The 26,943-nt window shown below is 66.1% G+C and carries 27 protein-coding genes and 1 riboswitch; of the genes, 22 read left to right on the forward strand and 5 right to left on the reverse strand.

Annotation, left to right across the window (positions count from 1 at the left end; translation table 11 throughout):
* The first annotated feature begins 1 nt into the window (after position 1).
* The 7 genes from ACSFA5_RS26825 (at position 2) to ACSFA5_RS26855 (ending at position 5,995) form a co-directional block, all read left to right on the forward strand.
* A complete protein-coding gene (locus tag ACSFA5_RS26825; protein WP_435447096.1) occupies positions 2 to 556 on the forward strand; it encodes a metal-dependent hydrolase in 555 nt (184 codons plus the stop codon).
* Positions 557 to 651: 95 nt separating this feature from the next.
* Positions 652 to 2,784, forward strand: a complete 2,133-nt coding sequence (glyS, locus tag ACSFA5_RS26830; protein ID WP_435447097.1) for a glycine--tRNA ligase subunit beta — start codon at positions 652 to 654, stop codon at positions 2,782 to 2,784.
* A 23-nt stretch (positions 2,785 to 2,807) separates the two neighbouring features.
* Entirely contained in the window at positions 2,808 to 3,137 is a 330-nt protein-coding gene (locus ACSFA5_RS26835) for a hypothetical protein (RefSeq protein WP_435447098.1), read from the forward strand.
* On the forward strand, positions 3,134 to 3,670 hold the full coding sequence (locus tag ACSFA5_RS26840) for a DUF6036 family nucleotidyltransferase (RefSeq protein ID WP_435447099.1): 537 nt from the start codon (positions 3,134 to 3,136) through the stop codon (positions 3,668 to 3,670). The genes ACSFA5_RS26835 and ACSFA5_RS26840 overlap by 4 nt, the downstream gene beginning before the upstream one ends.
* Positions 3,667 to 4,245: a D-glycero-beta-D-manno-heptose 1,7-bisphosphate 7-phosphatase gene (gene gmhB / locus ACSFA5_RS26845; RefSeq protein ID WP_435447100.1), complete on the forward strand. Its 579-nt coding sequence runs from the start codon at positions 3,667 to 3,669 to the stop codon at positions 4,243 to 4,245. The genes ACSFA5_RS26840 and gmhB overlap by 4 nt, the downstream gene beginning before the upstream one ends.
* The gene (locus tag ACSFA5_RS26850) at positions 4,245 to 5,012 is read left to right on the forward strand and encodes a lysophospholipid acyltransferase family protein (RefSeq protein ID WP_435447101.1); all 768 of its coding nucleotides are present in this window, start codon (positions 4,245 to 4,247) and stop codon (positions 5,010 to 5,012) included. The genes gmhB and ACSFA5_RS26850 overlap by 1 nt, the downstream gene beginning before the upstream one ends.
* Positions 5,013 to 5,053: 41 nt before the next feature.
* Complete coding sequence (locus tag ACSFA5_RS26855) at positions 5,054 to 5,995, forward strand: M48 family metallopeptidase (protein WP_435447102.1); 942 nt, start codon at positions 5,054 to 5,056, stop codon at positions 5,993 to 5,995.
* A 443-nt stretch (positions 5,996 to 6,438) separates the two neighbouring features.
* Here ACSFA5_RS26855 and ACSFA5_RS26860 read toward each other — a convergent pair whose 3' ends face one another.
* The 4 genes from ACSFA5_RS26860 to ACSFA5_RS26875 all read right to left on the reverse strand — a co-directional run bounded on the left by ACSFA5_RS26860 (position 6,439) and on the right by ACSFA5_RS26875 (position 10,605).
* Positions 6,439 to 7,209, reverse strand: a complete 771-nt coding sequence (locus tag ACSFA5_RS26860) for an SDR family oxidoreductase (RefSeq protein WP_435447103.1) — start codon at positions 7,207 to 7,209, stop codon at positions 6,439 to 6,441.
* Between the two features lie 68 nt (positions 7,210 to 7,277).
* Entirely contained in the window at positions 7,278 to 8,201 is a 924-nt protein-coding gene (locus ACSFA5_RS26865) for a pseudouridine synthase (protein WP_435447104.1), read from the reverse strand.
* Positions 8,198 to 9,505 carry a leucine-rich repeat-containing protein kinase family protein gene (locus ACSFA5_RS26870; RefSeq protein WP_435447105.1) on the reverse strand — a complete coding sequence of 436 codons (1,308 nt, stop codon included), beginning with the start codon at positions 9,503 to 9,505 and terminating at the stop codon, positions 8,198 to 8,200. Before ACSFA5_RS26870 ends, ACSFA5_RS26865 begins: the two co-directional genes overlap by 4 nt.
* 41 nt (positions 9,506 to 9,546) lie before the next feature.
* Entirely contained in the window at positions 9,547 to 10,605 is a 1,059-nt protein-coding gene (locus ACSFA5_RS26875; RefSeq protein ID WP_435447106.1) for an MBL fold metallo-hydrolase, read from the reverse strand.
* Between the two features lie 117 nt (positions 10,606 to 10,722).
* Here ACSFA5_RS26875 and ACSFA5_RS26880 point away from each other — a divergent pair, with 117 nt between their 5' ends.
* The 14 genes from ACSFA5_RS26880 (at position 10,723) to ACSFA5_RS26945 (ending at position 24,288) form a co-directional block, all read left to right on the forward strand.
* Positions 10,723 to 11,160, forward strand: coding sequence for a MerR family transcriptional regulator (locus tag ACSFA5_RS26880; RefSeq protein ID WP_435447107.1), 438 nt, complete (start codon positions 10,723 to 10,725; stop codon positions 11,158 to 11,160).
* 32 nt (positions 11,161 to 11,192) lie between these two features.
* Positions 11,193 to 11,981 (forward strand): carbonate dehydratase, encoded by a 789-nt coding sequence (gene can, locus ACSFA5_RS26885; RefSeq protein WP_435447108.1) that lies wholly within the window; start codon positions 11,193 to 11,195, stop codon positions 11,979 to 11,981.
* Between the two features lie 27 nt (positions 11,982 to 12,008).
* On the forward strand, positions 12,009 to 13,829 hold the full coding sequence (gene aceK / locus ACSFA5_RS26890; RefSeq protein WP_435447109.1) for a bifunctional isocitrate dehydrogenase kinase/phosphatase: 1,821 nt from the start codon (positions 12,009 to 12,011) through the stop codon (positions 13,827 to 13,829).
* 55 nt (positions 13,830 to 13,884) lie between these two features.
* Positions 13,885 to 15,069: an acetyl-CoA C-acyltransferase gene (locus ACSFA5_RS26895; protein WP_435447110.1), complete on the forward strand. Its 1,185-nt coding sequence runs from the start codon at positions 13,885 to 13,887 to the stop codon at positions 15,067 to 15,069.
* 91 nt (positions 15,070 to 15,160) lie between these two features.
* Positions 15,161 to 16,417 (forward strand): glutamate carboxypeptidase, encoded by a 1,257-nt coding sequence (locus ACSFA5_RS26900; protein ID WP_435447111.1) that lies wholly within the window; start codon positions 15,161 to 15,163, stop codon positions 16,415 to 16,417.
* Between the two features lie 41 nt (positions 16,418 to 16,458).
* Complete coding sequence (locus ACSFA5_RS26905) at positions 16,459 to 17,589, forward strand: acyl-CoA dehydrogenase family protein (protein ID WP_435447112.1); 1,131 nt, start codon at positions 16,459 to 16,461, stop codon at positions 17,587 to 17,589.
* A gap of 98 nt (positions 17,590 to 17,687) precedes the next feature.
* Complete coding sequence (locus ACSFA5_RS26910; RefSeq protein WP_435447113.1) at positions 17,688 to 18,119, forward strand: YchJ family protein; 432 nt, start codon at positions 17,688 to 17,690, stop codon at positions 18,117 to 18,119.
* A 26-nt stretch (positions 18,120 to 18,145) separates the two neighbouring features.
* Positions 18,146 to 18,251, forward strand: a riboswitch (TPP riboswitch).
* 94 nt (positions 18,252 to 18,345) lie between these two features.
* Positions 18,346 to 20,241 (forward strand): phosphomethylpyrimidine synthase ThiC, encoded by a 1,896-nt coding sequence (gene thiC / locus ACSFA5_RS26915; RefSeq protein ID WP_435447114.1) that lies wholly within the window; start codon positions 18,346 to 18,348, stop codon positions 20,239 to 20,241.
* Between the two features lie 62 nt (positions 20,242 to 20,303).
* Positions 20,304 to 21,005, forward strand: coding sequence for an HAD family hydrolase (locus ACSFA5_RS26920; protein ID WP_435447115.1), 702 nt, complete (start codon positions 20,304 to 20,306; stop codon positions 21,003 to 21,005).
* A gap of 62 nt (positions 21,006 to 21,067) precedes the next feature.
* Complete coding sequence (locus ACSFA5_RS26925; RefSeq protein WP_435447116.1) at positions 21,068 to 21,394, forward strand: thioredoxin family protein; 327 nt, start codon at positions 21,068 to 21,070, stop codon at positions 21,392 to 21,394.
* Positions 21,395 to 21,893: 499 nt separating this feature from the next.
* On the forward strand, positions 21,894 to 22,163 hold the full coding sequence (locus ACSFA5_RS26930) for a hypothetical protein (RefSeq protein WP_435447117.1): 270 nt from the start codon (positions 21,894 to 21,896) through the stop codon (positions 22,161 to 22,163).
* 457 nt (positions 22,164 to 22,620) lie between these two features.
* Positions 22,621 to 23,049 carry a hypothetical protein gene (locus ACSFA5_RS26935; protein ID WP_435447118.1) on the forward strand — a complete coding sequence of 143 codons (429 nt, stop codon included), beginning with the start codon at positions 22,621 to 22,623 and terminating at the stop codon, positions 23,047 to 23,049.
* Between the two features lie 81 nt (positions 23,050 to 23,130).
* Positions 23,131 to 23,538, forward strand: coding sequence for an Imm45 family immunity protein (gene imm45 / locus ACSFA5_RS26940; protein ID WP_435447119.1), 408 nt, complete (start codon positions 23,131 to 23,133; stop codon positions 23,536 to 23,538).
* A 267-nt stretch (positions 23,539 to 23,805) separates the two neighbouring features.
* Positions 23,806 to 24,288 (forward strand): GreA/GreB family elongation factor, encoded by a 483-nt coding sequence (locus tag ACSFA5_RS26945; protein WP_435447578.1) that lies wholly within the window; start codon positions 23,806 to 23,808, stop codon positions 24,286 to 24,288.
* A gap of 233 nt (positions 24,289 to 24,521) precedes the next feature.
* Here ACSFA5_RS26945 and ACSFA5_RS26950 read toward each other — a convergent pair whose 3' ends face one another.
* Positions 24,522 to 25,550 (reverse strand): AraC family transcriptional regulator, encoded by a 1,029-nt coding sequence (locus tag ACSFA5_RS26950; protein ID WP_435447120.1) that lies wholly within the window; start codon positions 25,548 to 25,550, stop codon positions 24,522 to 24,524.
* Between the two features lie 141 nt (positions 25,551 to 25,691).
* Between ACSFA5_RS26950 and ACSFA5_RS26955 the strand changes: the two genes are divergently transcribed.
* Positions 25,692 to 26,864: an isovaleryl-CoA dehydrogenase gene (locus ACSFA5_RS26955; protein WP_435447121.1), complete on the forward strand. Its 1,173-nt coding sequence runs from the start codon at positions 25,692 to 25,694 to the stop codon at positions 26,862 to 26,864.
* Positions 26,865 to 26,943 lie beyond the last annotated feature (79 nt).

Raw genomic sequence — 26,943 nt, forward strand, 5'->3', positions numbered from 1 at the left:
CATGCCCACCGTCTTCACCCACGTCGCCGTTCCCGTCTGCGCAGCCATTGCGCTGGGCACGCGGCGCGTGCCGGTGCCGGCGCTGCTCGCGGGCATGCTCGCGGCCATTGCGCCCGACTTCGACGGACTGGCCTTCAAGCTCGGCATCGCCTATGGCGGCATGTCGGGCCACCGCGGCTTCACGCACACGCTGGCGTTCGCGCTGCTGCTGGGCCTTGCAGGATGGTGGCTCGCGCCGCGCTGGGGCATGCGCCGGGCCGTCGGCTGGGCATGGATCGCGCTGTGCACCCTGTCGCACGCGCTGCTGGACATGCTGACCAACGGCGGCATCGGCATCGCCATCTTCTGGCCGTTCAGCGACGTGCGCTACTTCAGCCCGTGGCGCCCCATCGAGGTGTCGCCGATCGCGCTGAAGCGCTTCTTCTCGCCGCGCGGCGCGGCGGTGCTGCTCAACGAGATGGTCGTCGTGTGGGCACCGCTGCTGGTGGCCTCGGTGGCCGTGCTGGTGGCGCGCCGTGCCGCGGACCGGCGCAACAACGGGGCCGTCGCTGCATGAGCCCGTTTCAATTCTTCCCTTCCACGGTGCCGCATCGCTGCGCGCCCGTGACCGGCGCCGTTCGCGGCGCAGTTTTCGTCCTATCCCTCTGAGCCATGTCGTCTGCCAGCCTTCTTGTCGAACTGTTTGTCGAGGAATTGCCGCCCAAGGCGCTGAAGAAGCTCGGTGACGCCTTTGCCGGCGTCCTGCGCGACCAGCTCGTGGCGCAAGGCCTGGCCGCGCCCGGCGCCGTGCTCACCGCCTACGCCTCGCCGCGCCGCCTGGCCGCGCACCTCTCGCACGTGGCCGAGCGCGCCGCCGACAAGGCCGTGTCGCAAAAGCTCATGCCCGTGGCCGTGGGCCTGGACGCCGCCGGCCAGCCCACGCCCGCCTTGCTCAAGCGCCTGGGGGCGCTGGGCGCCGACGCCTCGGCCGTGTCCGGCCTGAAGCGCGCGATGGACGGCAAGGCCGAAGCCCTGTTCCACGAAAGCACCGCCAAGGGCGCCACGCTGGCCGAAGGCCTGCAGAAGGCGCTGGCCGAAGCCATCGCCAAGCTGCCGATTCCGAAGGTCATGAGCTACCAGCTCGAAAGCGGCTGCGAGCTGCCGGGCTGGAGCAGCGTGAGCTTCGTGCGCCCCGCGCACGGCCTGGTGGCGCTGCACGGCAGCGCCGTGGTGCCCATCGAGGCGCTGGGCCTGAAGGCCGGCCGCGCCACGCACGGCCACCGCTTCGAGGCGGCGGTCGACCCGGTGGTGCTGCGCGACGCCGACAGCTATGCGCTGCAGCTGCAGGAAGAAGGCGCCGTCATCGCGAGCTTCGAGGCCCGCCGTGCCGACATCGCGCGCCAGCTGGCCGCCGCGGCCGTCAAGGTCGGTGGCGGCGCGGTGCCGATCCACGACGACGCGCTGCTCGACGAGGTGACCGCGCTGGTCGAACGCCCCAACGTGCTGGTCTGCAGCTTCGAGCCGGAGTTTCTCGAAGTGCCGCAGGAATGCCTGATCCTCACGATGAAGGCCAACCAGAAGTACTTTCCGCTGCTCGATGCGTCGAACAAGCTGACCCACAACTTTCTGGTCGTCAGCAACATCACGCCCGACGACGCGAGCGCGGTGGTGCAGGGTAACGAGCGCGTGGTGCGCCCGCGTCTGGCCGACGCCAAGTTCTTCTTCGACCAGGACCGCAAGAAGTCGCTGGCCTCGCGGGTGGAGTCGCTGGGCAAGGTGGTCTATCACAACAAGCTGGGCACGCAGGGCGAGCGTGTGCAGCGCGTGATGCACATTGCGCGCGGCATTGCCGAGAAGCTCGGCGATGCAAAGGTCGCCGCGCAGGCAACGCAGGCCGCGCAACTGGCCAAGGCCGACCTCGTGACCGACATGGTCGGCGAGTTCCCCGAGCTGCAGGGCACCATGGGCCGCTACTACGCGCTGCACGACAGGCTCGATGCCGCGGTGGCCGACGCCATCGAAGACCACTACAAGCCGCGCTTTGCCGGCGACGAACTGCCGCGCAACACCGTGGGCCTGGTGGTGGCGCTGGCCGACAAGCTGGAAACGCTGGTCGGCATGTTCGGCATCGGCAACCTGCCCACCGGCGACCGCGACCCGTTCGCGCTGCGCCGCCATGCACTGGGCGTGCTGCGCATGCTGATCGAAAAAGACCTCGCGCTGGGGCTCGACGCGCTGCTGCAGGACGCTGCCGCGCAGTTCAACGACATCGCGGGTTTCGACAGCGGCAAGGCCACGGTCGAGCTGCAGGACTTCGTTCTCGACCGCCTTGCCGGCAGCCTGCGCGAGCAGGGCGCCAGCGCGCAAGAGGTCGACGCCGTGCTGGCGAACCGGCCCCAGCGCTTGGGCGAAGTGCCCAAGCTGCTGGCGGCCGTGCGCGCCTTCGCCGCCTTGCCCGCCGCCGCTGCGCTGGCCGCCGCCAACAAGCGCATCGGCAACATCCTGAAGAAGGCCCCCGAAGCCGACGCGCACGTCAGCGAGCTGCTGCTGCAGGAGCCCGCCGAAAAGGCACTGCACGCCGCCATGGGCGAGGTCGTGCCCGCCGCCAACGCCCAGTTCGACGCCGGCGACTACACCGCCTCGCTGCAGACGCTGGCCGCGCTGCGCGAGCCTGTCGATGCCTTCTTCGACGGCGTGATGGTCAACGCCGAGCAGGCCGACCTGCGGCTGAACCGGCTGGGGCTGCTCAAGTCGCTGCATGCGGCGATGAACCGCGTGGCGCAGCTCGAGCGGCTGGCTGTCTGAGTTCCCTCGTTCAATAATTGCACATGAACCGGCAACAGCAACTGGATCAGTTTTCCCTCGCCTTGCATCGGCGAGCGCTGGATGCCCTGCGCCATGAACCTGGATTGCGTGACCATGCGCGAAAGACCTTGGCGCGTTGGCGTCAACAGTCGGGAACGACACGGTCTGATGCACTGTGGGATGAATGGGCGCTGCTTCTCGCTGACGAGTTTGTCGTTCTCGAAAACGCCGCCCTCGGCGAGTCCGAACACGGTCAGCTCATGCGCAGCGTGTCTCCGCTTGGCGGACTCGTCTCGCAGAGCGAAAGAATGACGCTGCTCAAGCAGGCGCGCGAACAAGCTGCAATTCAATGAAGCTGGACGAACTGCAGCATGTGCTTCGGGCCTCCGCGGCGATCTCGAAGGAAAATTCTTTTGTCGTTGTCGGCAGCCAGGCTGTGTTGCTCCTGCTCGATCACCCGCCTGAAGCACTCCTCGTGTCCAGAGAGATCGATCTGTATCCTGCGTTGCATCCCGAGCGCGCGGACCTCATCGACGGCGCAATTGGCATGCATTCGAGCTTTCACGAGACCTTCGGCTATTTCGCCGACGGCGTCGGTCCTGAGACAGCGGTGATGCCCGCCGACTGGATGAGTCGGGCGAGCCTGCACTACATCGGCGACATCACTGCCATCTGTCCGGACCTGCACGATCTCGTTGTTTCGAAGTGCGTGGCAGGGCGCGAGAAGGATGCCGATTTTGTCCGTGAACTGTTGAAGCACGGGTTGGTGTCCGCTGCCACCTTGGCTGAACGCATTGGAATGCTGAACGGCGCCAAATACCCGCTCCAGCATCTGGTTGCTTGGGTAGAGCGGCGCAAGCTGGAGTCTGAAGGGACTGCCCCATGAAACTCGTCATCCTCGACCGCAACGGCACCATCAACGTGCACCGCGAAGACTTCGTCAAGAGCGACATCGAGTGGACGCCGCTGCCCGGCGCGCTCGAGGCCGTGGCGCGGCTGAACCATGCGGGCTGGCACGTGGTGATCGCGTCGAACCAGTCGGGCCTGGGCCGCGGGCTGTTCGACATGGCCTCGCTCAATGCCATGCACGCCAAGATGCACAAGATGCTCGCGGCCGTGGGCGGCAAGGTCGACGCGGTGTTCTATTGCCCGCACAGCCCCGACGAGGGCTGCGAATGCCGCAAGCCCAAGCCGGGGCTGTTCCTGCAGATCGGCGACCGCTACGGCATCGACCTGAAGGGCACCCCGACCTGCGGCGACAGCCTGCGCGACATGCAGGCCGGCGCGGCCGCCGGCTGCGAGCCGCACCTGCTGCTCACGGGCATGGGCGCGGCCTGCCGCGGCGTCGATCCGCTGCCTTCCGAATACCCGGCGAACACGTTGGTCCACAACGACCTTCCCGCCTTTGTCGATTTCTTGCTTGCGCGCGAAGCGCGGGCTGCACTGCAGGTGGCTGTCTGATGGCGTTTATCCGTTCCGTTCTCCATGCACTCTGGATGCTCGTCACCGTGGTGCCCTGGGGCATCATCATGTGCGTCAGCTCGATCTGGAAGCGAGGCATTCCGCTGTACTGGATGGCCGAGCAATGGCTCAGCTGGGCCATCGGCGGCGCGCGCGTGCTGCTGGGCATCAAGACCCGGGTCACCGGCATGGAAAACCTGCCGACCGACGCGCTCGCCGGCGCGGTGCTGCTGGTCAAGCACCAGTCCACGCTCGAGACCTTCCTGATGCCCACGCTGATGCCGCACCCGCTGGCCTACGTGTTCAAGAAGGAGCTGATCTACGTGCCGTTCTTCGGCTGGGCGATGGCGCGGCTGGACATGATCCACATCGACCGCAGCCAGCGCGCGCAGGCCTTCAACAAGGTGGTCAACCAGGGCCGCAAGCTGCTTGCGCAGGGCATCTGGATCATCATGTTTCCCGAGGGCACGCGCATTCCGCGCGGGCAGAAGGGCACCTACAAGAGCGGCGGCACGCGGCTCGCGTGCGAGACCGGCGTGCCGGTGATTCCCATCGCCGTCACCTCGGCCAAGGTGTGGCCGCGCAAGGCCTTCATCAAGCGCCCGGGCGTGGTCGACGTGTCCATCGGCCCGGCGATCCCCAGCGTGGGGCGCAAGCCCGACGAGTTGATGCGCGAGGTCGAGGCGTGGATCGAGGCCGAGATGCGCCGCCTCGACCCCGAGGCGTACGTCGACAACCCTCAGCCCGCGCGGGAAGCGGTGCGCTGAAGGCGAGAGAGCTCGGCATGGCGGGACTGCTTCAGTTCACGATGGACCTGTTCGAGGGGCTGGGCAGCGAGTTTGCGCCGCCGGCGCCCGCACCGGCGCGGCCGCCGCGCGTGAAGAAGCCCGGGCTGGTGGCGCCCCCCGCCATGCCTTTCGTCTCGCCCACGCCGCCCGAACCCGTGGACCCGCACGCACCGCCCGCGGTGCCGCTTGCCGACACCCTGACGCTGGCGCGCTTCGCGCATCCGCAGGCCTCGCGCGAGGTGGTGCTCGGCGCCGCGCGCGTGGCCTACGAGTTCAAACGCGGCAAGCGCAAGACCATCGGCTTTCTCGTCGGCGCCGAAGGGCTGTCGGTGCGCGCGCCGCGCTGGGTCACGCTGCGCGACGTCGACACGGCCATCCAGGAAAAAGCCGACTGGATCTTGCGCAAGCTGACCGAAACGCAGCAGCGTCACGCGCGCGTCGAGGCCACGCGCATCGACTGGCGCGACGGCGCGCTGTTTCCGTTCATGGGCGAGCCGGTGATGATTCGACTCGACCCGAAACACGGGTTCGCAAGCGTCGGCGGTACGCTCGATGCGGCCGAAGCCGACGGTCCGCGCACGCTGCGGCTCGCCGTTGCCCAGAACGCGGAGCCTTCGCAGATTCGCGATGCGGCGCAGGCCTGGTTGATGCGGCAGGCGCGGCGGCTGTTCATCGAGCGGTTGGACCACTTTGCGCCGCTGCTGGGGGTGCGATGGGTGAAGCTGTCGTTGTCCAACGCGGCGACGCGGTGGGGGAGTGCGAGTGCGGATGGGTCGATTCGGCTCAACTGGCGGCTGATTCATTTCGGGCCGCGGGTGATCGACTACGTGGTGGCGCATGAGCTGGCGCATCTCCGGGTGATGGACCACTCGCACCGGTTCTGGGAGACGGTCGAGAGCGTCTTGCCTGATTACGATTTTCTGCGGCAGAAGCTGAAGGATGAAGCTGTTCCTCGGTGGTGAGGGGGTTCTTTTGTTTTTCGGGGCCGGGACTCGCCCCGGCGGGCGACCCCACTGTCTGCGACCCCTTCGCTGCGCTACGGGGCAACCTGCGGTGCTCGGCCACCAAGCCGCAGCAGCCGCTTGGTATCGGGTCTTTTGTCTTTTGTCTTTGGTCTTGGCCTTTCGCTGCCGGCTGTTCCGGGCCGAGCGCAGCGAAGGCCCGCTGGTATCCCAACCCCTTCTGGATGCGCCGAGGAGCGGAGCGTTTCGCGGATCAGGGCTCGCCCTTGTTTGAGCGAAGCGAGTTTGGGCGAGACCCCGCGAAACGTGAGCACCGCAGGTTGCCCGGAGCGAAGCGCAGGGACGCAGCCAGCAGGGGTCGCCTTTCTTTGCTTACTTTCTTTGGCGAAGCAAAGAAAGTGAGTCGCCCGCCGGGGCGAGACCCGGCCCCGGAAAGCAAAAACTCAACGAGCGTGCGTAACCCCCCCGTCCACCACCAACGTAGACCCCATCACATAGTCCCCCGCACGCGACGCCAAGAAGATCGCAGCCCCCGCCATGTCCTCAGGCGTCCCGATGCGCCCCGCCGGAATGCGCTCCTTCACCACGTCGCCGTGATCCCGCGCATCCTTGTTCATGTCCGAAGCAAACGCCCCGGGCGCAATCGCGCTCACCACGATGCGGTCCTGCGCCAGCCGCAGCGCCATGCGGCGCGTCAGCTGGATCAGCCCCGCCTTGCTGGCCGCGTACGAGTACGTCTCTTGCGGGTTGACCGAGATCCCGTCGATCGATGCGATGTTGATCACCTTCGACAGGTGCTCCGTGGCCGCCTTCTTCAGCATCGGCGTCAGCGCCTGCGTCAGGAAGAACGGGGTCTTCAGGTTCAGGTCGACCACCTTGTCCCAGCCGCTCTCCGGAAACTCTTCGTACGGCGCGCCCCAGGCGGCGCCGGCGTTGTTCACCAGGATGCCGAGCGAGTCTTCGTGCTTCGCATAGGCCGCGACCAGCGCCTGCGCGCCTTCCAGCGTCGACACGTCGGCCGGCAGCGACACGCAGTGCCCCAAGGCCGACAGCTCCTTCGCCGTCTGGTCGCAGGCCGCGGCCTTGCGTGCCGAGATGTACACGCGCGCGCCCTGGGCCAGGTAGCCCTCGGCGATCATGCGGCCGATGCCGCGCGAGCCGCCGGTGATCAGGGCGGTGCGGCCCTTCAGCGAGAAGAGTTGGGTGGTGTCCATGGTGCAGGTGTCTCCTGAATGAAATATTTTCAGGAAACGAGCTTAGTGCGCGCACCGCCGCGCGCGCGTCACCTCGGTGTCAGCGACAGGCTCCGGGGGCTCGTGAAGCTGCGCAGCTCACCGGTGAGCGGGTCGACGAACGAGAGCGACTTCGCCAGCAGCTGCAAGGGCTTGCCGAAATCGTCCGCCCCCTCGGGCAGCAGCACGGGGTAGATCGGGTCGTTCACGATCGGCATGCCCAGCGCCTGGCAGTGCACGCGCAACTGGTGCTTGCGGCCCGTGACCGGCGACAGCCTCAGCAGGGCATGGCCGTCGCGCACCTCCTGCACCTCGATGCGCGTCTCGGCGTTGGGCTCGCCGGGTTCTTCGCGCACGCGCATGAAGTGGTCGTCGTCGTCGACCAGCCGGCTGCGGTACACCTCGGGCACCGAGGACACGCCGGCCTGCCAGGGCACGACCGCCTCGTAGTGCTTGTCGATGCGGCGCTCCGGAAACATCGCCTGGTAGGCGCCGCGCGTGGCTTGCCGCACCGAGAACAGCACCAGCCCCGAGGTGCTGCGGTCGATGCGGTGCATCGGCACCAGGTCGTCGATCTGCAGCTTGCGCTTCAGGCGCACCAGCAGGCTCTGCTGCAGGTACTTGCCGGTGGGCGTGACGGGCACGAACGGCGGCTTGTCGACCACCAGCAGCTCGTCGTCCTGGAACACGATGCGCTCTTCGAACGGAATGCGCACCTCGTTGTCGAGCGCGCGGTAGTAGTACACCCGCAGCGGCGACTGGTAGCGCCGCGCCTCCGTCACGGGCTCGTGGTGCTCGTCGACGACGTCGCCGGCTTCGATGCGCGCGATCCATGCCTCGCGCGTGATGGCGGGAAAGCGCTCGATCAGGAACTCGGCGATGGTGGGCCAGGGGCCGCACGGAAGACCGACGCAGCTCGGGCCGACGCCGTCGCGCGTGGGCAGCGGCAACTGGGGCGGCGGGCGTCGGCTCATGGCGAGGAAGACGCCTGCTGCAGCAACCGCAGCGCCTCGGCGAACGAAGGCCGCGCGGCGGCGTCGGGCTGCAGGCAGCGGTCTTTCAGCGCGGCCACCGAGGCCGGCACGGCGTCGGTGCAGCGTTCGATCAGCTCTTCCAGCAGGCAGCCGAAGGCGCGCATCTCCAGGCCCTGGAAGGCGCGCGCCTGCGCGGCGGGCAGCGCGCCGGTCATCCATGCCGCGCCGAAGTCGCCGAGCCGGCCGCCGCGCTGCGCATGCCACAGGATGTTGTGCGCATAGAGGTCGCCGTGAAGAAGGCCGCGCGCATGCAGGTGCTGCATGGCCGAGGCGATGTCGCGTGCGATGCGCAAGGCCACGTTGCACGGCCAGCGCGCGTCGTCCGCGTAGACGTCGCGCGTGCACGACGCCAGGCTCGGCGGCCCCGCGAGCGTGACGAAGGCCGCATCGACCAGCCCCATCACCAGGCCTTGCGTGCCGTCGGGATGCCCGTCGATGCGGCTTTGCGCGGCGATCAGCGTGGGGTGCGCGCCGGCCGCGATGCAGACGGCCATTTCGCTGTGCGGCCAGCCGTCGCTGGTGACAGAGCCCTTGAACAGCTTGACGGCCACTTGCTGCGCCTTGCCGAGCGTGGCCTGGTGGATCACGCCCGAGGCGCCTTCGCCCAGCTTGCGGCCCAGCGTCAGTTCGCGCCAGTCGACGTGCGGTACCGGCTGCGCGGCGATCGCGGCGTCTTCGGCCTGCGTGTCGAAGGGGTTGCCCGCGCAGGCGAGCCACGACAGGCGCGGCAGCGACAGCAGCCAGGCGGGCAGTGTCTCGAAGCGGTTGGCCGAGATGCGCAGCAGTTCGAGCTGCCCGAAGCCGGCCATCGAAGGCGGCAGCGCACGCAGCCGGTTGCCCGCCAGCATCAGCTTCTGCATGCGTGTGCAGTGGCCGAGCGAGCCGGGCAGCTCCTCGATGAGGTTGTCGGTCAGGATCAGCCAGCGCAGCGACGGCGGCAGCGAGGCGGCCGGCACGGTGTGGATGCGGTTGGCCTTGAAGCCGACGATGTCCAGGCCCTGGCAACGGCCGATGGCTTCGGGCAGCGTGGTGAAGCGGTTGTCCGAGCAGAACAGCACGCGAAGCCGGTGCAGCCGGTGCAGGTCGTCGGGCAGCGCGGCCAGCGCATTGCCCGACAGGTTGAGCACCTCGAGCGAATCGGCAAGGTCGAAAATTTCGCGCGGAAACTCGGTGAGCCCGCACGAGAGATCGATTCGTTGTGCGCCTGCCAGCTGGCCCGCGCGGAGCTCAGCCAGCGTGTTCATGCGGCGAGTCTAAATCGCCTGCAATGTCCTGCCGCGGCGCCCTACCTGGCGCCGAAACGGTAGATGCCGTCCTTGCCCAGCTCGCGCTTCACCTGGCCCGAGAACCACAGCAGGTGCAGGTGGGCGACGGACTCGCCCATGGCAAAGGTCATCTGGTGCACGTCGAGCGCGCGCTTGAACAGGATGGGCAGGCCTTCGGCCGCGGTCATCGGGCTCGCCGTGCAGGCCTCGAACAGTTCGGCGAGCCGGTCGCGGTGGTGCTCCTGCAACTGCTCGACGCGGCGGTGGATGCCGGTGAACGGCTTGCCGTGCGAGGGCAGGCCCAGCGTGTCGGCGGGCAGCGCCTTGAACTTGTCGATGCTGTCCAGGAACAGGCGCAGCGAGTTCGCCTCGGGCTCGCCCGCGTGCACGCTCACGTTGGTGGAAATGCGCGGCAGCATCATGTCGCCGCCCAGCAGCAGCTTGAGTTCGTCGCAGTACAGCGCGATGTGCTCGGGCGCGTGGCCGTAGCCGACGATGCAGCGCCAGGCGTGGCCGTCGATGGTGACGGTGTCGCCGTCGAGCATGCGCACGAAGGTGTCCGGCACCGAGGGCACCAGTTCGGCGTAGTAGTTGGTGCGCCCGCGGATCTTGGCCAGTGCCTCGGGGTCGGTCATGCCGTGCGAGGCGAAGAAGCGTGCCGCCTGTTCGCCGCCCGCCAGGGTGTCGCCGTTGGTGCTGAGCACGCGGGCCACGTGGTAGTCGGTGGAACTGATCCACATCGGCACGTTCCAGCGCTCGCACAGCCAGTGGGCCAGGCCGATGTGGTCGGGGTGCATGTGGGTGACGATCACGCGCAAAATCGGCAGGCCCTGCAGCTGGGTCTCGAAGATCTGGTCCCACTGCGCGCGCGACTCGTCGTGGGCAATGCAGCAGTCGACCACCGTCCAGCCAGTCACGCCGTCGAGGGTGTCGCGCAGCAGCCAGAGGTTGATGTGGTCGAGCGCAAAGGGCAGCCGCATGCGGATCCAGCGCACGCCGGGCGCCACTTCCATCGCTTCGCCGGGCTGGGGCAGCGTGTCGCCTAGGGGGTAGTGGAGTTCGCGTTCGAGGAGGTTCATGTAAGATTGACGTTTACGTAAACGTCATGGGTTAAGGGCACCATTGTAGGGATCGCCGCATGAATCTGCTGTCGCCCCCGCAACGCCCCCTTTTTGCCACCACCGCTGCCTGCTGCCATGCCCGCGTCCACCTTCACCATCAGCCAGCTCGCGAAGGAATTCGACCTCACGACGCGGGCCATCCGCTTCTACGAGGACATGGGCCTGCTCACCCCCGAGCGCGCCGGGCTGCAGCGCGTGTACAGCGCGCGCGACCGGGCGCGGCTCACGCTCACGCTGCGCGCCAAGCGCCTCGGCCTGAGCCTGACGCAGGCCAGGGACATCCTCGACATGTACGACAGCCCGCGGGACACGGTGCCGCAGCTGGAAAAGTTTCTTGGCGTGCTGGGCTCGCACCGAGCCCAGCTCGAGGCGCAACTGACCGAACTGCAGGCTAACCTTGCGGAAGTGCGCGCGCACGAGAAAAAGGGACAGGCCACGCTGGCCAAGGCCCAGAAGGCGAACAAGGCAGGCAAGGCGGTCCGATCCGCAAAGCCCGCCGGCGCCAGGGCCTGAACATCACACTACTCATCGACAATAGACCCACTATGGCCGACAACACTGACAACCTCGACGACCTCTTTGCCCACAACCGTGCGTGGTCCGCGCAAATGGAGCGCGACCGCCCCGGCTTCTTCACCGGGCTGGTCAAGCAGCAGACGCCACGCTACATGTGGATCGGTTGCTCCGACAGCCGCGTGCCCGCCAACCAGATCACCGGGCTGGAGCCCGGCGAGGTGTTCGTGCACCGCAACGTCGCCAACATCGTGGTGCACTCCGACCTGAACGCGCTCTCGGCGATCCAGTTCGCGGTGGAACACCTGAAGATCGAGCACATCATGGTCGTGGGCCACTACGGCTGCGCCGGCGTGAAGGCGGCGCTGAGCGGCAAGCGCATCGGCCTGGCCGACAACTGGATACGCCACATCCAGGACGTGCGCGACCGCCACAGCGTGATGCTCGAAAGCCTGCCCGAAGAGGCGCGCGTCGACGCGCTGTGCGAGCTCAACGTGGCCGAGCAGGTGGTCAACGTGGCCGTCAGCACGGTGATGGTCGACGCCTGGGCGCGCGGCCAGAAGGTGCGCATCCACGGCTGGACCTTCGGCGTGCACGACGGCCTGCTGCAGGACCTGGGCCTGAGCGTCGACGGCGCCAAGCCGCTGGACGCCGTGTACAAGGCCGCGGTGCAGCGCATCCGCTACAAGTGGAGCAAGCCCGGCGAGGCGATCCAGGCGCTGACCACGCAAGGCGCGCAGGTGAACCAGGCCGTGCAGGACGCACAGACCCTCACGCCGCAGCCCGAGGCCGGCGGCACGGGCGGCCCCGCCGCCGCCTGAACTGGCGGTTTCCCCTTCGGGCCGTCCATGTTCCCGCAGCGCCTCGACTCGCCGCTGGCCTATGACATCGCCAAGGCGATGATGGACGGCTTCAACCGCCACTACCGGTTGTTTCGCGCGGAGTCGGCGCGCGCCAAGCACCGCTTCGAAACCGCCGACTGGCACGGTCAGCAGCGCGCGCAGCGCGAGCGCATCGAGTTCTACGACCTGCGCGTGAGCGAGGCCGTGGCCCGGCTCGAGAAGGAGTTCAAGGCCGGCGAGCAGCCGATGGACGTGTGGCATCAAACCAAGCTGCACTACATCGGGCTGCTGGTGGACCACCACCAGCCCGAGCTGGCCGAGAGCTTCTTCAACTCGGTGACCACCAAGATCCTGCACCGCGCGTACTTCCAGAACGACTTCATCTTCGTGCGCCCGGCCATCAGCACCGAGTACATCGAGCCGCGCGGCGCGCCCACCTACCGCCCCTATTACCCCGAGCCCGAGACGCTGGCCGACACCGTCGAGCAGATGCTCGACGACTTCGCGCTGCTGGGCACCTTCGCGAACAAGCGGCGCGACGCCGAGCGTGTGGCGCACGTCATATCGAACCGCTTTCACCAGGTCAAGCTGCGCGCCAACTTTCAGCTGCAGGTGCTCTCGGGGCTGTTCTTTCGCAACAAGGGCGCGTACGTGGTCGGCAAGATCATGAACGGCTTCGTCGAAATTCCGTTCTCGCTGCCCGTGCTGCACGACAGCCGCGGCAGGTTCTACATCGACGCGGCGCTGTTCGGCGAAGACGACCTGCAGATGCTGTTCAGCTTTGCGCGCGCGTACTTCATGGTCGACATGGAAGTGCCCTCGGCATGGGTGCAGTTCCTGCGCTCGCTCATGCCGCGCAAGCCGCGCGCCGAAATCTACAACGCGCTCGGGCTGGCCAAGCAGGGCAAGACGCTGTTCTACCGCGACTTTCTGTCGCACCTGAACTATTCGAGCGACCGCTTCCGCATTGCGCCGGGCATCAAGGGCATGGTCATGCTGGTGTTCGACCTGCCGTCGTTTCCGTTCGTGTTCAAGCTCATCAAGGACTTCTATCCGCCGCAGAAGGACACCACGCGCGAGCAGATCAAGGGCAAGTACATGCTCGTGAAGCAGCACGACCGCGTGGGCCGCATGGCCGACACGCTGGAGTACAGCGACGTGGGTTTTCCGCTCGACCGCTTCGAGCCCGGGCTGATCGACGAAATCCGCAAGTTCGCGCCCAGCCAGCTCGAGATCGGCGACCGCGACGGCAACGGGGAGATGGAGCTGGTGCTGCGTCACGTGTACATCGAACGCCGCATGATCCCGCTGAACATCTACCTGCAGGAAGCCTTCGACACGCTGGCCGCGCCCGAGAGCCCGGCGCATGCGAAGCGCGCGAAAGACCAGCTGGAGCACGCGGTGGTCGAATACGGCAACGCCATCAAGGACATGGTGGCCGCCAACATCTTTCCCGGCGACATGCTGTGGAAGAACTTCGGCGTCACGCGCGGCGGCAAGGTGGTGTTCTACGACTACGACGAGATCGAATACGTCACCGACTGCAAGTTCCGCAAGGTGCCCGCGCCGCGCAACGAGGAAGAAGAGATGAGCGGCGAGGTCTGGTACGCGGTGGGCGCCAAGGACGTGTTCCCCGAAACTTTCGAGCCCTTCCTGCTGGGCAACCCCGACGTGCGCGCCGCCTTCATGGCGCACCACGCCGACCTGCTCGACGCCGCCTTCTGGCAGCACCACAAGGAACGCATCCAGGCCGGGCAGATGCTCGATGTGTTCCCCTACGAAGAGTCGCAGCGCTTCCAGCACGAAGGTCACGCAACGCACTTCTGAGCGGCCGTTTTCTTGTTTTTTGCTTCGCTTCCACATTCCTGAAGGAGACCTCCACATGTCCGAATCCATCGTCATCGTCGGCCTGGCCCGCACCCCCATGGGCAGCTTCCAGGGCGACTTCTCTTCGCTGTCCGCGCACGACCTGGGCGGCGCCGCCATCAAGGCCGCGGTGGAGCGCGCCGGCATTGCGCCCGACAGCGTGGGCGAGGTGCTGTTCGGCAACTGCCTGATGGCCGGCCAGGGCCAGGCGCCGGCGCGCCAGGCGGCCTACAAGGGCGGCCTGCCCGACAGCGCGGGCGCTGTCACGCTCAGCAAGATGTGCGGCTCGGCCATGAAGGCCGCGATGCTGTCGCACGATCTTCTGCTCGCAGGCACGCACGAAGTGATGGTGGCGGGCGGCATGGAAAGCATGACCAACGCGCCCTACCTGATGCTCAAGGGGCGCGGGGGCTACCGCATGGGCCACGACCGCATCTTCGACCACATGATGCTCGACGGCCTGGAAGACGCCTACCAGCCCGGCCGCTCCATGGGCACCTTCGGCGAAGACTGCGCCGCCAAGTACAAGTTCACGCGCGAGCAGCAGGACGCGTTTGCCATCGCCAGCGTCGAGCGCGCCAAGAAGGCGACCGAAACCGGCCTGTTCAAGGACGAGATCACGCCCGTCACGGTCAAGGGCCGCGGCGGCGACACCGTGATCTCCATCGACGAAGGCCCGGGCAAGGTCAAGCTCGACAAGATCCCCACGCTCAAGCCCGCGTTCAAGAAAGAAAACGGCACCATCACCGCCGCCTCGAGCTCGTCGATCAACGACGGCGCCGCCGCGCTGGTCATGATGACCGAGTCGCATGCGAAGAAGATCGGCGCCAGGCCGATCGCCCGCATCATCGGCCACGCCACGCATGCGCAGCAGCCCGAGTGGTTCTCGACCGCGCCCGTGGGTGCTGTCGCCAAGCTGTTCAAGAAGACCGGCTGGGCGGTGAAGGACGTGGACCTGTGGGAAGTGAACGAAGCCTTCGCGGTGGTGCCGATGGCGCTCATGCACGAGCTCGACGTGTCGCACGAGATCGTGAACGTGCACGGCGGTGCCTGCGCGCTGGGCCACCCGATCGGCGCCAGCGGCGCGCGCATCATGGTCACGCTGATCCATGCGCTGAAGGCACGCGGTAAGAAGCGCGGCGTGGCCACCTTGTGCATCGGCGGGGGCGAAGGCACCGCGGTGGCACTCGAATTGCTATAAGCGCAGTGGCTGGGAGCGTCCGGGTACGGGCGCTCACCAGCTTTTTTCATTCAGACATTCGATTCCAACAATGCATAGAGCAGGAGATTTCATGCGCCCTTCCATCCACCGTACCGCCGTTACCGCCCTCAGCGCCGTGCTGGCCGCCGCCTTCCTGGCGCCCGCCGCCTGGGCCCAGAAGCGCGACAACGTGCTGTTCCAGGCTGCCACCGACGAGCAGCCCGCGGTGATCAAGACGCTGGAGAAGCTGGTCAACATCGAGACCGGCACCGGTGACGCCGAAGGCATCGCCGCCGCCGGCAGCTACCTCGAGGGCGAACTCAAGAGCCTGGGCTTCACCGTCACGCGCAGCAAGTCGGCCGGCATCGTGGTAGGCGACAACATCGTGGGCAAGATCAAGGGCCGCGGCGGCAAGAACCTGCTGCTGCTGTCGCACATGGACACCGTGTACCTGAAGGGCACGCTCGCGAAGGCGCCGTTCAAGGTCGAGGGCGACAAGGCCTACGGCCCCGGCATTGCCGACGACAAGGGCGGCAACGCCGTCATCCTGCACACGCTCAAGCTGCTGAAGGACTACGGCGTGCGCGACTACGGCACCATCACCGTGCTGTTCAACACCGACGAAGAGAAGGGCTCCTTCGGTTCGCGCGAGCTGATCCAGGAAGAAGCCAGGCTGGCCGACTACGTGCTCTCCTTCGAGCCCACCAGCGCCGGCGACGAGAAGCTTTCGCTGGGCACCTCGGGCATCGCCTACGTGCAGGTCAACATCACCGGCAAGGCCTCGCACGCGGGCGCCGCGCCCGAGCTGGGCGTGAATGCGCTGGTCGAGGCGTCCGACCTGGTGCTGCGCACCATGAACATCGACGACAAGGCCAAGAACCTGCGCTTCAACTGGACCATTGCCAAGGCCGGCAACGTGTCGAACATCATCCCGGCCAGCGCCACGCTGAACGCCGACGTGCGCTACGCACGCAACGAAGACTTCGACGCCGCCATGAAGACGCTGGAAGAGCGCGCGCAGCAGAAGAAGCTGCCCGAGGCCGACGTCAAGGTGCTCGTCACGCGCGGCCGCCCGGCCTTCAATGCCGGCGAAGGCGGCAAGAAGCTGGTCGACAAGGCCGTGGGCTTCTACAAGGAAGCCGGCGGCACGCTGGGCGTGGAAGAGCGCACCGGCGGCGGCACCGACGCGGCCTACGCGGCGCTTTCGGGCAAGCCGGTCATCGAAAGCCTGGGCCTGCCGGGCTTCGGCTACCACAGCGACAAGGCCGAGTACGTGGACATCAGCGCCATTCCGCGCCGCCTGTACATGGCCGCGCGCCTGATCATGGACCTGGGCGCCGGCAAGTAAGCCAGCAAGCCCCGAACCAAAAAAAGACAGGAGACAACGCCATGCTGCTCAGCGCCGACCAGGAAGCCATTCGCGACGCGGTGCGCGATTTTTCGCAAGCCGAACTCTGGCCCCACGCCCCTACGTGGGACCGTGAGCACAGCTTTCCGAAAGAAGTGCACAAGGGCCTTGCGGCGCTGGGCGCCTACGGCATCTGCGTGCCCGAAGAGCATGGCGGCGCCGGCCTCGACTACCTCACGCTGGCGCTGGTGCTGGAAGAAATTGCTGCCGGCGACGGCGGCACCAGCACCGCCATCAGCGTGACCAACTGCCCGGTCAACGCCATCCTCATGCGCTACGGCAATGCGCAGCAGAAGAAGCAATGGCTGGAGCCGCTGGCGCAAGGGCAGATGCTCGGCGCCTTCTGCCTCACCGAGCCGCAGGCCGGCAGCGATGCGTCGAGCCTGCGCACCACGGCGCGCAAGGACGGCGAGGGCTACGTGATCGACGGCGTGAAGCAGTTCATCACCAGCGGCAAGAACGGCCAGGTGGCCATCGTCATCGCGGTGACCGACAAGGGCGCCGGCAAGCGCGGCATGAGCGCCTTCATCGTGCCGACCAGTGCGCCAGGCTACAACGTGGCCCGCCTGGAAGACAAGCTGGGCCAGCACAGCAGCGACACCGCGCAGATCAATTTCGACGGCTGCCGCATTCCGCGCGAGAACCTCATCGGCGCGGAAGGCGAGGGCTACAAGATCGCACTCGGCGCGCTCGAGGGCGGGCGCATCGGCATTGCCGCGCAGAGCGTGGGCATGGCGCGCAGCGCTTTCGACGTGGCGCTGGCCTATGCCAAGGAGCGCCAGGCCTTCGGCGGCGCCATCTTCGACCAGCAGGCCGTGGGCTTTCGCCTGGCCGACTGCGCGACGCAGATCGAGGCCGCACGCCAGCTGATCTGGCACGCCGCGAGCCTGCGCGACGCCGGCCGGCCCTGCCTGAAGGAGGCAGCCATGGCCAAGCTCTTCGCGAGTGAGATGGCCGAGCGCGTGTGCAGCGCCGCCATCCAGACGCTGGGCGGCTACGGCTATGTGAACGACTTTCCGCTGGAGCGCATCTACCGAGACGTGCGCGTGTGCCAGATCTACGAAGGAACGTCGGACATCCAGAAGCTGCTGATCCAGCGCGCGCTGGCTTGAACGAAGGGCCGCGGGCCGGGCCTGGGACGGCCTTTCCGGGCGGCTTCGGGCTTGTCCTGTCGGCCCGAGGGCCGCGAGATGTTCCAATAGCGGTCTTCATGAGCGCCATCGACCCTCCCACCGGACCTTGCCCTTGCGGCCGCACCGACCGCCGCGACAAGCCCATCGGCTATGCCCTGTGCTGCGGCCGTTACCTCGACGATTTCGGGAACACGCCCGCGCCCGACGCCGAATCGCTGATGCGCTCGCGCTACTCGGCCTTCGTGCTGGAACGCGCCGAGTACCTGCTCGCCACCTGGGACGCCGCCAGACGGCCGGCCTCGATCGAGTTCGAGCCGGGCGTCAAATGGCTGGGGCTGGACATCCGCTCGCGCTCGGTGCTCGACGCCGACCATGCCGAGGTCGAATTCGTCGCCCGCCAGCGCAGCAGCACCGGCACGGCCACCCGCCTGCACGAGCGCAGCCGCTTCGTGCGCGAAGGCGATCGCTGGTTTTACCTTGACGGCGATCTGCAAGTACCCCTGGCTTGACGCGCCGGGCCGCGGCTCGCACAATCAGCCCCGCTCCGGGGTGCACACATGTGGTGTGCTGAGATGGCAAAGCAGCCGACCCGCGAACTTGATCCGGGTCATACCGGCGTAAGAAGAGCTGCACTCCCTGACTTCGGTCCGTCACTCCCCCTTCCGTGACGGGCTTTTGCCGAAGTCCACCGAGCGATTGCGGAGCACCCTTTCCCTCAACAAGGAGTGCCCCCCGATGAATGCGCCCGACAAGTTCACCACGCTGCTTTCGCTCACCCGCGAGCCCTTTCCCGCCTCCCACAAGTGCCTGATTCCGGGCAGCCGGCCCGACCTCAACGTGCCGGTGCGCGACGTACTGCTGACCAACGGCGAAACCGTGTCGCTCTACGACACCTCGGGCCCGTACACCGACGCCAAGGTCGACATCGACGTGCGCCGCGGCCTGCCTGATGTGCGCGCCGCATGGATCGCCGAGCGCAACGACACCGAAAGCTACGAAGGCCGCTCGCACCAGGCGCTGGACGAAGGCCTGAAGCACGCGGAGGGCCGCGACGACCACGAAGCCCAGCGGCTGGCCGAATTGCGCGCGGGTGCCTCGGCACTGCAGCGCACGCCGCGCCGCGCCAAGTCGGGCGCGAACGTCACGCAGATGCACTACGCGCGCCGCGGCATCGTCACCCCCGAGATGGAATACGTGGCCCTGCGCGAGAACGGCAAGCGCGAGTGGATGGCTGAGTACCTCGCCAACGAGGAGCGTGCGAAGCGCGTGGCCGGCAACCCGATGGGCGCGAGCATTCCACGCATCATCACGCCCGAGTTCGTGCGCGACGAAGTGGCCCGGGGCCGCGCGATCATTCCGGCCAACATCAACCACCTCGAAGTCGAGCCGATGGCCATCGGGCGCAACTTCAAGGTGAAGATCAACGCCAACATCGGCAATTCGGCCGTCACCTCGAGCATCGAGGAAGAGGTCGAGAAGCTCGTGTGGGCCATTCGCTGGGGCGCCGACAACGTGATGGACCTGTCGACCGGCAAGAACATCCACACCACGCGCGACTGGATCGTGCGCAATTCGCCCGTGCCCATCGGCACGGTGCCGATCTACCAGGCGCTGGAGAAGGTGGGCGGCGTGGCCGAAGACCTGACCTGGGAGATCTTTCGCGACACGCTGATCGAGCAGGCGGAGCAGGGCATCGACTACTTCACCATCCATGCGGGCGTGCGGCTGCCGTTCATTCACCTGACGGCCGACCGCATGACGGGCATCGTGTCGCGCGGCGGCTCGATCATGGCCAAGTGGTGCATCGCGCACCACAAGGAGAGCTTTCTGTACGAGCGCTTCGAGGACATCTGCGACATCATGAAGGCGTACGACGTGAGCTTTTCGCTGGGCGACGGCCTGCGCCCCGGCTCGGGCGCGGACGCCAACGACGAGGCGCAGTTCGCCGAACTGCGCACGCTGGGCGAGCTGACGAAGGTTGCATGGAAGCACGACGTGCAGACCATGATCGAAGGCCCGGGCCACGTGCCGATGCACATGATCCAGGCCAACATGGACGAGCAGATCAAGCACTGCCACGAGGCGCCGTTCTACACGCTCGGGCCGCTGACCATCGACATCGCGCCGGGCTACGACCACATTTCCAGCGCCATCGGCGCGGCGATGATCGGCTGGGCCGGCACCGCGATGCTGTGCTACGTCACGCCCAAGGAACACCTGGGCCTGCCCGATCGCGACGACGTGAAGCAGGGGATCATTGCCTACAAGATCGCCGCGCATGCGGCCGACGTGGCCAAGGGGCATCCGGGTGCGCGCTCGCGCGACGACGCGCTGAGCAAGGCGCGCTTCGAGTTCCGCTGGCAAGACCAGTTCAACCTGGGCCTGGACCCCGACACGGCGCGCGAGTTCCATGACGAGACGCTGCCCAAGGACTCCAGCAAGGTGGCGCACTTCTGCTCGATGTGCGGACCGAAGTTCTGCTCCATGAAGATCACGCAGGAAGTGCGCGAGTACGCGGCCAAGAAGGGCGTGGCCGAGGCGGCGGCCGTGGCCGAAGGCATGGAAGAGAAGTCGAAGGAATTCATGGCCGGCGGTGGCGAGATGTACATCCCGATACGCGCGATCCCCTGAGTTCCCCCATGCGAAAAGGGGCGTTGCTACCATCGGGCCAACCCCCGAACTCCTGCACCGCAATGACCCCTTTTCCCCCGTTTCCCTTCGCCGCGGTTCTCTTCGACTGCGACGGCGTCCTTGTGGATTCCGAACCCATCACCAACCGCGTGCTCGCCGAAATGCTCGGCGAACTCGGCTGGCACCTCAGCACCGAAGAGTCGATGAACACCTTCACCGGCAAGGCCGTGAAGGACGAAGCCGCGCTCATCGAGTCGAAGACCGGCGTGAAGATCACCGACGAGTGGCTCAAGAACTTCAGGGCTCGCCGCAACGAGGCGCTGGAGCGCGACCTGGTCGCCATTCCGCACGCCCCCGCGGCCATTCGCCAGATTCACACCCTGCTCAAGGGCCGCATCGCCTGCGCCTCGGGCGCCGATCGCCACAAGGTCGAGCTGCAGCTCGCCAAGGTCGGCCTGCTCGACTGCTTTCAAGGCCGCATCTTCAGCGGCCATGAAATGCCCCGTTCCAAGCCGCACCCCGACGTGTACCTGGCCGCGGCCGAAGCCCTCGGCGTGGACCCGAAGCGTTGCGCCGTGGTCGAGGACACCGTCACCGGCGCAATGGCCGGCGTGGCAGCGGGTGCCACGGTGTTCGGCTACAGCACCGGCGAGTCGGGCCACAGCGGCCCCGGGCCGTTGCTGAGCGTGGGCGTGGCGCGGGTGTTCAGCGACATGACCGAATTGCCGGCGCTGCTGTCGGGCTATGGCCTGCAGGCCGCCTGAGTTTCTGATGCAATGACGGGCTCAACCGCCGAGCCACAGGGCACACAGGAACGACATCCGCCATGACCTCCGAATACAAGACCGAGCAACCCGAACGCACCGAGATCGACGCACGCACCGGCCCCGCCGTGGTCGAGTTCGGCACCAACTGGTGCGGCATCTGCAAGGCTGCGCAACCCAATATTGCCGAGGCCTTCGCCAAGTACCCGGACGTGCCCCGCATCAAGGTGGAAGACGGCAGCGGGCGGCCGCTGGGCCGCTCTTTCAACGTGCGGCTTTGGCCCACGCTGGTGTTCATGCGCGATGGCAAGGAAGTGGCGAAGCTCGTGCGCCCTGAGGACAGCCAATCCATCGCCGACGCGCTGGCTCAGATCGCTTCGGCGGGCTGATTCGACGCCGCTTGTTCAGGGCGGCGCTCACGCCGACGGGGTGCCTTGCTCCGCGAATGTCCCCCGCCTGCGGCTCCTCCTTTATTTCGCTGCGCAAGGCACCCCATCGGCGTGAGCGTTCAACGCCGCTGTGGAATTCCGGTCGCGTTGCGCCCTGCCTGATCGGTCGCCGACACCGCGCCGATGAAGCCGGCACGCGGCGCGTTGCGGAAGCTGTATTTGTTGGCGGTTGCCGAGACTTTCCTGCCGCGCGGAACGGCGAATTTGGCGCGCTCTTCTCTAAAGTGAACGCCCCTGTCACTCAACAACCCAACAAGGGAACAAGGAAGGCGCTACACCCACAGCCACTGAATGTTTGAAGGCTGCTTGCCTCGCGGCAGGTCGTCGGTGCGAAAGCATCGATGCGTATGCGAGGTATCAAAGGCGACGGCCAGGGTGTTACTAGCACCCCGACCGTCTAACCAAATCAGTGCAACAACCTCTGAAGGAACGCACAAAAATGGCTACCAAGACTATAGCCCGGCCACCCACGCCCGGCACTTCCGAAGACAACGCCCAAGACCCGGCGGATCTTCTCGAAAACACCCTCGCCCAACTCGAAGCGCTCCTGTGGGTCTGCCACGGGGAAGACATCGATTGGTGCAGCTGCAGCGGGCCTCGGCAACTGGACAACCTGTTTTGGCTTGCGGCTGAACTTGCTCGCAAGGCTGGAGAACTGTTTCAGATGAGCGAGAAGGCGCGGCGCGGAGCGCCTGAGACCGGCAGCTAGCGGCTGGTCTGCGGGCTGCGTGTTTCGCGGCCCGCCTGGAGAGCGGGGGGCTTTGAGCGCTATGGCTGATGCTCCAGCGATGGCGCGAATTTGGGTTGGTTGAGGTTGCTTGTAGGGAGTGGCCTCGGTGGCAGCGACTCAGTCCATTGCTGATCATCGACAGACATTGCGAGTGTCTGTTCCGCAGTGCAAGCTGACCATCGCTGGCCGGGGATAGACTTCCGCTTTCGGCCGAGGCTGTGTGAAAAAGTGCGACGGCCGTGTTTTCGTTGGTGGTCAAACCATTCGCTAAGTCCCAATCGTCGATCCTGGTGCGATCTGAGAGTTCGCCTTTCAAGAGATCAGCATGACAGCAGCGTTTTTACACAGCCTCGGCCAGCAGAAGACATCCGTCACGGTTGTCCAGCTTCTTTGCTGGAAGTTCACGGCTAAGTCAGGTCGTCAAGAGGGTTAAGAAGTGATTTATCGGTTGAGTACGGCCTATTTGAGCCGCTTGGAAAGCGAGCGGAATTCAAAGCTTTTCTATGCTTACGCGATTGCTTCCGCGATCTGCGTTGTAGGGATATGGCAATTCGGCCTCCTGGCGGCACTCATCGGCATCGCGGCTTTCGTTATCGCCGCGGTCTACCACCAGAAGCTCAATCAGTTCCATGTCCTCAAGGTGGCGGCGGCGCGGCATGTTGAAGTCGAAGTTCTCGCTCATCAGCTCATCTACCGCTCTGCAGTCGGTGAGCAACGCATCAGACTCGATCAACTGCAGTCGGTCGAGCAGGCGTCAAAATTCGAGCCAATAAAATTGGTTCTTGCGGGTGCGCCGCCGCTCATGCTGGATGGCCTGCACGATGCAGACAAGCTCGTGGAGGAGCTTGCCGCATATGTTCGATGAAGGCAGCACACATACTCGGCCAGGAGCTGTCACACAAATCAACTTGTCGGCCATAACGAAACAAGGCGGAGCGATGAACTGATGCAGACAAAAGGTGCTGCCGTCGAGGGCGCAATTGCAAAGTGGAGCAAGCTTCTTGAGTGGGAGCCGGCGGCACTGTTTCGAGGCACGGTTTTTCGATGCAATGCGGCATGGCCTTACGAAAAAATCGTCGATTTCATGCTCGTTGAACTTCCGAATTCGCCAAGTGGACTTTCTGTCATCGTAGTCACCGGATACAAGGCAGGCTTGGTCCTCGTTCATCTTCCGGTAGAGGCACGATCGGAAGCGAATGTTCGAGCTTTGTCCACGCCATGGGTGGTTGAGAACTGGGGCAGATGGATCTATCCAGAGTGTCCGGCCGAGTTGGTTCAGGTGCTTGAAAACTATCCAGCCGAGGTTTGTGTTGAAGGAGCGCCCTCATTACCTTCAAGAGATCTCAAACTCTGAATTGGATCGGACTGCCTCCGGCCGAGGCTGTGTGAAAACGCTGGTGTTGCGTCATTCGCGTGAATGTCGACCTCTCAGGTCGCGCCAGGATCGACGATCAAGGCTTCGAGAATGATTTGGCTACCCTCGAACACGCCCTTCGAGCGTCTTCACACAGCTTCGGCCAGAAGCCGAATTTGACCCGCAGCCAACAGAAACGTAGAAGGTTTCTGGAGCCCGTCACAATTAAAACCAGCCCTTTGCTTGTTCGAAATGCCGACCTTCGTCATGGATAAATTCTTGCTGCAACAGCAGGTGCTGAAACGGCTCGCCGAAGACCTGCTGCAAGCCGAACAGGCAGTGCGGGCAGCCCATGAAACGGCGACGCACGAAGAAAACATCGCCGAGAACAAATACGACACCTTGGGACTCGAAGCCGCCTACCTGGCCACCGGCCAGGCTCGGCGCGCCGAAGCCATACGCCAGGCGATGGCCAACTGGCGCCGATTCCGCCCGCAGCCCTACGACGCCATCAAAGGCATACAGCTCGGCTCGCTGGTCTGCCTGGTCGATTCCGACGACAGGCAGCAACAGCTTTTTCTCGGCCCGGATGGGGGCAGCATGAAATTGGTCAGCGGCGCTCAGCTTGTTCAGGTCATCAGCAGCGAAGCCCCTTTGGCCAGGGCAATGCTGGGCAAATGCGAGGGTGATGAGGTGTCGATACACGTCGCTCCCATCCGACAGCAGTTCGAGGTGCTGCGGGTTCTTTGAGCCGCGAGCAAGTTCACGCCGAATTGGCCGAGGTCGGCAGACGTGCAGGCGTCGTGAACGTAGCGGCTGAACGCCCAACGCCCCCGCCGCACTCATCGTGCGCAGGGCGTCGGGTGCTCCCCGCAGCGAAATAAAGGAGGAGGGCGAAGCCCGGGGGACATTCGCGGAGGGGAGTACCCGGCGTCCTGTGCACGCGCCCTGAATGCCTCTGTCATTGCGAAAGCCGAGTCCCGCTACAACCCCTGCGCCCGAAAGTCCCGCGGCGCATGCCCCGTCCATTGCAGGAACGCCCGCGAAAAACTCTTCTCGTTGCGAAACCCCACCGCCAGCGCCACCTGCTTGATCGGCCGCGTCGTGCGCCGCAGTTGGTCGACCGCCATCTCGTGACGCACCTCGTTCTTCAGCACCTGCAGCGACGTGCCTTCCTCGTGCAATTGCCGGTGCAGCGTGCGGCTCGATACGTTGAGCAAACCGGCGAGCGCCTCCGCCGTGGTCGCGTCGCTGGCGCGTGAACGCAGCAACTCGCGCACCCGCCGGCCCAGCAGCCGGTCGCGCCGGTACTGCAGGATCGTCAGCGGCAACGCGCGCTTGAGCATGGTGCGCAGCGCGCGCTCGTCGCGCTGCAGCGGCAGGGCGAGGTAGCGCTCGTCGAAACTGATGCTCGCCTGCGGCGCGTCGAAACTCACGTCCGGCGTGAACATCGGCGCATAGGCGTCGGCATGCGGCGGCGCGGCGAAGGGAAAGCTCGCATGGCGCAGCGAAATGCGCGAGTCGATCGCCCAACACATGTAGCCGTGCATGAAACGCAGGCTGGTCACCAGGCAGAACTCGCGAAAGGCATCGTCCAGCGGGCGGTTCTCGGTGATGCGCAAGGTGGCCACGCCGCCCGCCACATCGAGCGCCAGGCCGATGTCTTCCGTCAACAACCGGTGGTGTCGGCACCAGCGCTTGATGGCCACGCCCAGGTCGGGCGAGCTCAGCGAAGCGCGGCACAGCATGCCGTAGCTGCCCCAGGGCAAGCGCCGCGAGAACCAGCCGAGCGCCTCGTCGTCGAGCTCCTGCATGGCGTGGTCCGACAGCGCCTCGAACTGCGCGGCCGTCACCCGCGCACCGGGCCGGGCCAGTTCGCGCGGCGTGATCTGTGCCGCTTTCAATGCCTCGTCCGGGTCTTTGCCGTAGCGTGCGTAGCCCTGCACGATGGCTCTCACAAAGGCCATCGGCGTGACGGCGCGGGCGGGTCGGAGGAACGACGGGGACGACATGGTTTGGTAGGGCCGGGCGTGGCGCAATTTGCAACCATTGTGGCGCCAATTGCGGCGCGACCGGGCGTAAGCTGCGGTTCTTCCAAGCGCCATTCCGCGTGGGCAGCCCTGCGCGCCGACCCCTCAGAGGAGACAAGACACATGCACGATCCCGGCCTGAACTTCGACCTGGGCGACACCATCGACGCGCTGCGCAGCGCCATCCAGGACTTCGCCGCCAACGAAATTGCCCCGCGCGCCGCGGACATCGACCGCGACAACCTCTTCCCGCACGACCTCTGGCAAAAGCTCGGCGAGCTGGGCCTGCACGGCATGACGGTGAAGGAAGAGTTCGGCGGCACCGAGCTGGGCTACCTGGCGCACGTGGTGGCCATGGAAGAAGTCTCGCGCGCCTCGGCGTCGGTGGGCCTGTCGTACGGCGCGCACTCCAACCTGTGCGTGAACCAGATCCACCGCAACGGCAGCGACGCGCAAAAGAAAAAGTACCTCCCCAAGCTGGTGAGCGGCGAGCACGTCGGCGCGCTGGCCATGAGCGAGCCCAACGCCGGCTCCGACGTGGTGAGCATGAAGCTCAAGGCCGAGAAGAAGAGCGGCTTCTACGTGCTCAACGGCGGCAAGATGTGGATCACCAACGGCGGCGACGCCGACACGTTGGTCATCTACGCCAAGACCGAGCCCGAGATGGGCGCGCGCGGCATGACGGCCTTCATCGTCGAGAAGAACTACAAGGGCTTCTCGGCCGGCACCAAGCTCGACAAGCTGGGCATGCGCGGCTCCAACACCTACCCGCTGTTCTTCGACAACTGCGAAGTGCCCGAAGAAAACGTGCTGGGCGGCGAAGGCCTGGGCGCCAAGGTGCTGATGAGCGGCCTCGACTACGAGCGCGCGGTGCTGTCGGGCGGCCCGCTGGGCATCATGGCCGCGTGCATGGACGCGGTGCTGCCCTTCGTGCACGAGCGCAAGCAGTTCGGCCAAAGCATCGGCGAGTTCCAGCTGATGCAGGGCAAGCTGGCGGACATGTATTCGACCTGGCAAGCCACGCGGGCCTATGTGTACGCCGTGGGCAAGGCCTGCGACCGCAACGACCATGCGCGCACTTTCCGCAAGGACGCGGCCGGCGCCATCCTGTATTCGGCCGAGAAGGCGACGTGGATGGCCGGCGAGGCGATCCAGGCGCTGGGCGGCGTGGGGTACACGAAGGACTTTCCGGTGGAGCGGCTGTGGCGCGATGCCAAGCTGTACGAGATCGGCGCGGGCACGAGCGAGATTCGCCGGATGCTGATCGGTCGCGAGCTTTTCGCCGAGACGGCCTAGGATGCTTTTCTCCCTCCCCTTCCGGGGGAGGGCAGGGGTGGGGGCAAGCGGCGTTCGATGAAGCATTGCGCCGAACAAG

This window comes from Variovorax monticola, from assembly GCF_051216855.1.
Lineage (GTDB): Bacteria > Pseudomonadota > Gammaproteobacteria > Burkholderiales > Burkholderiaceae_C > Variovorax.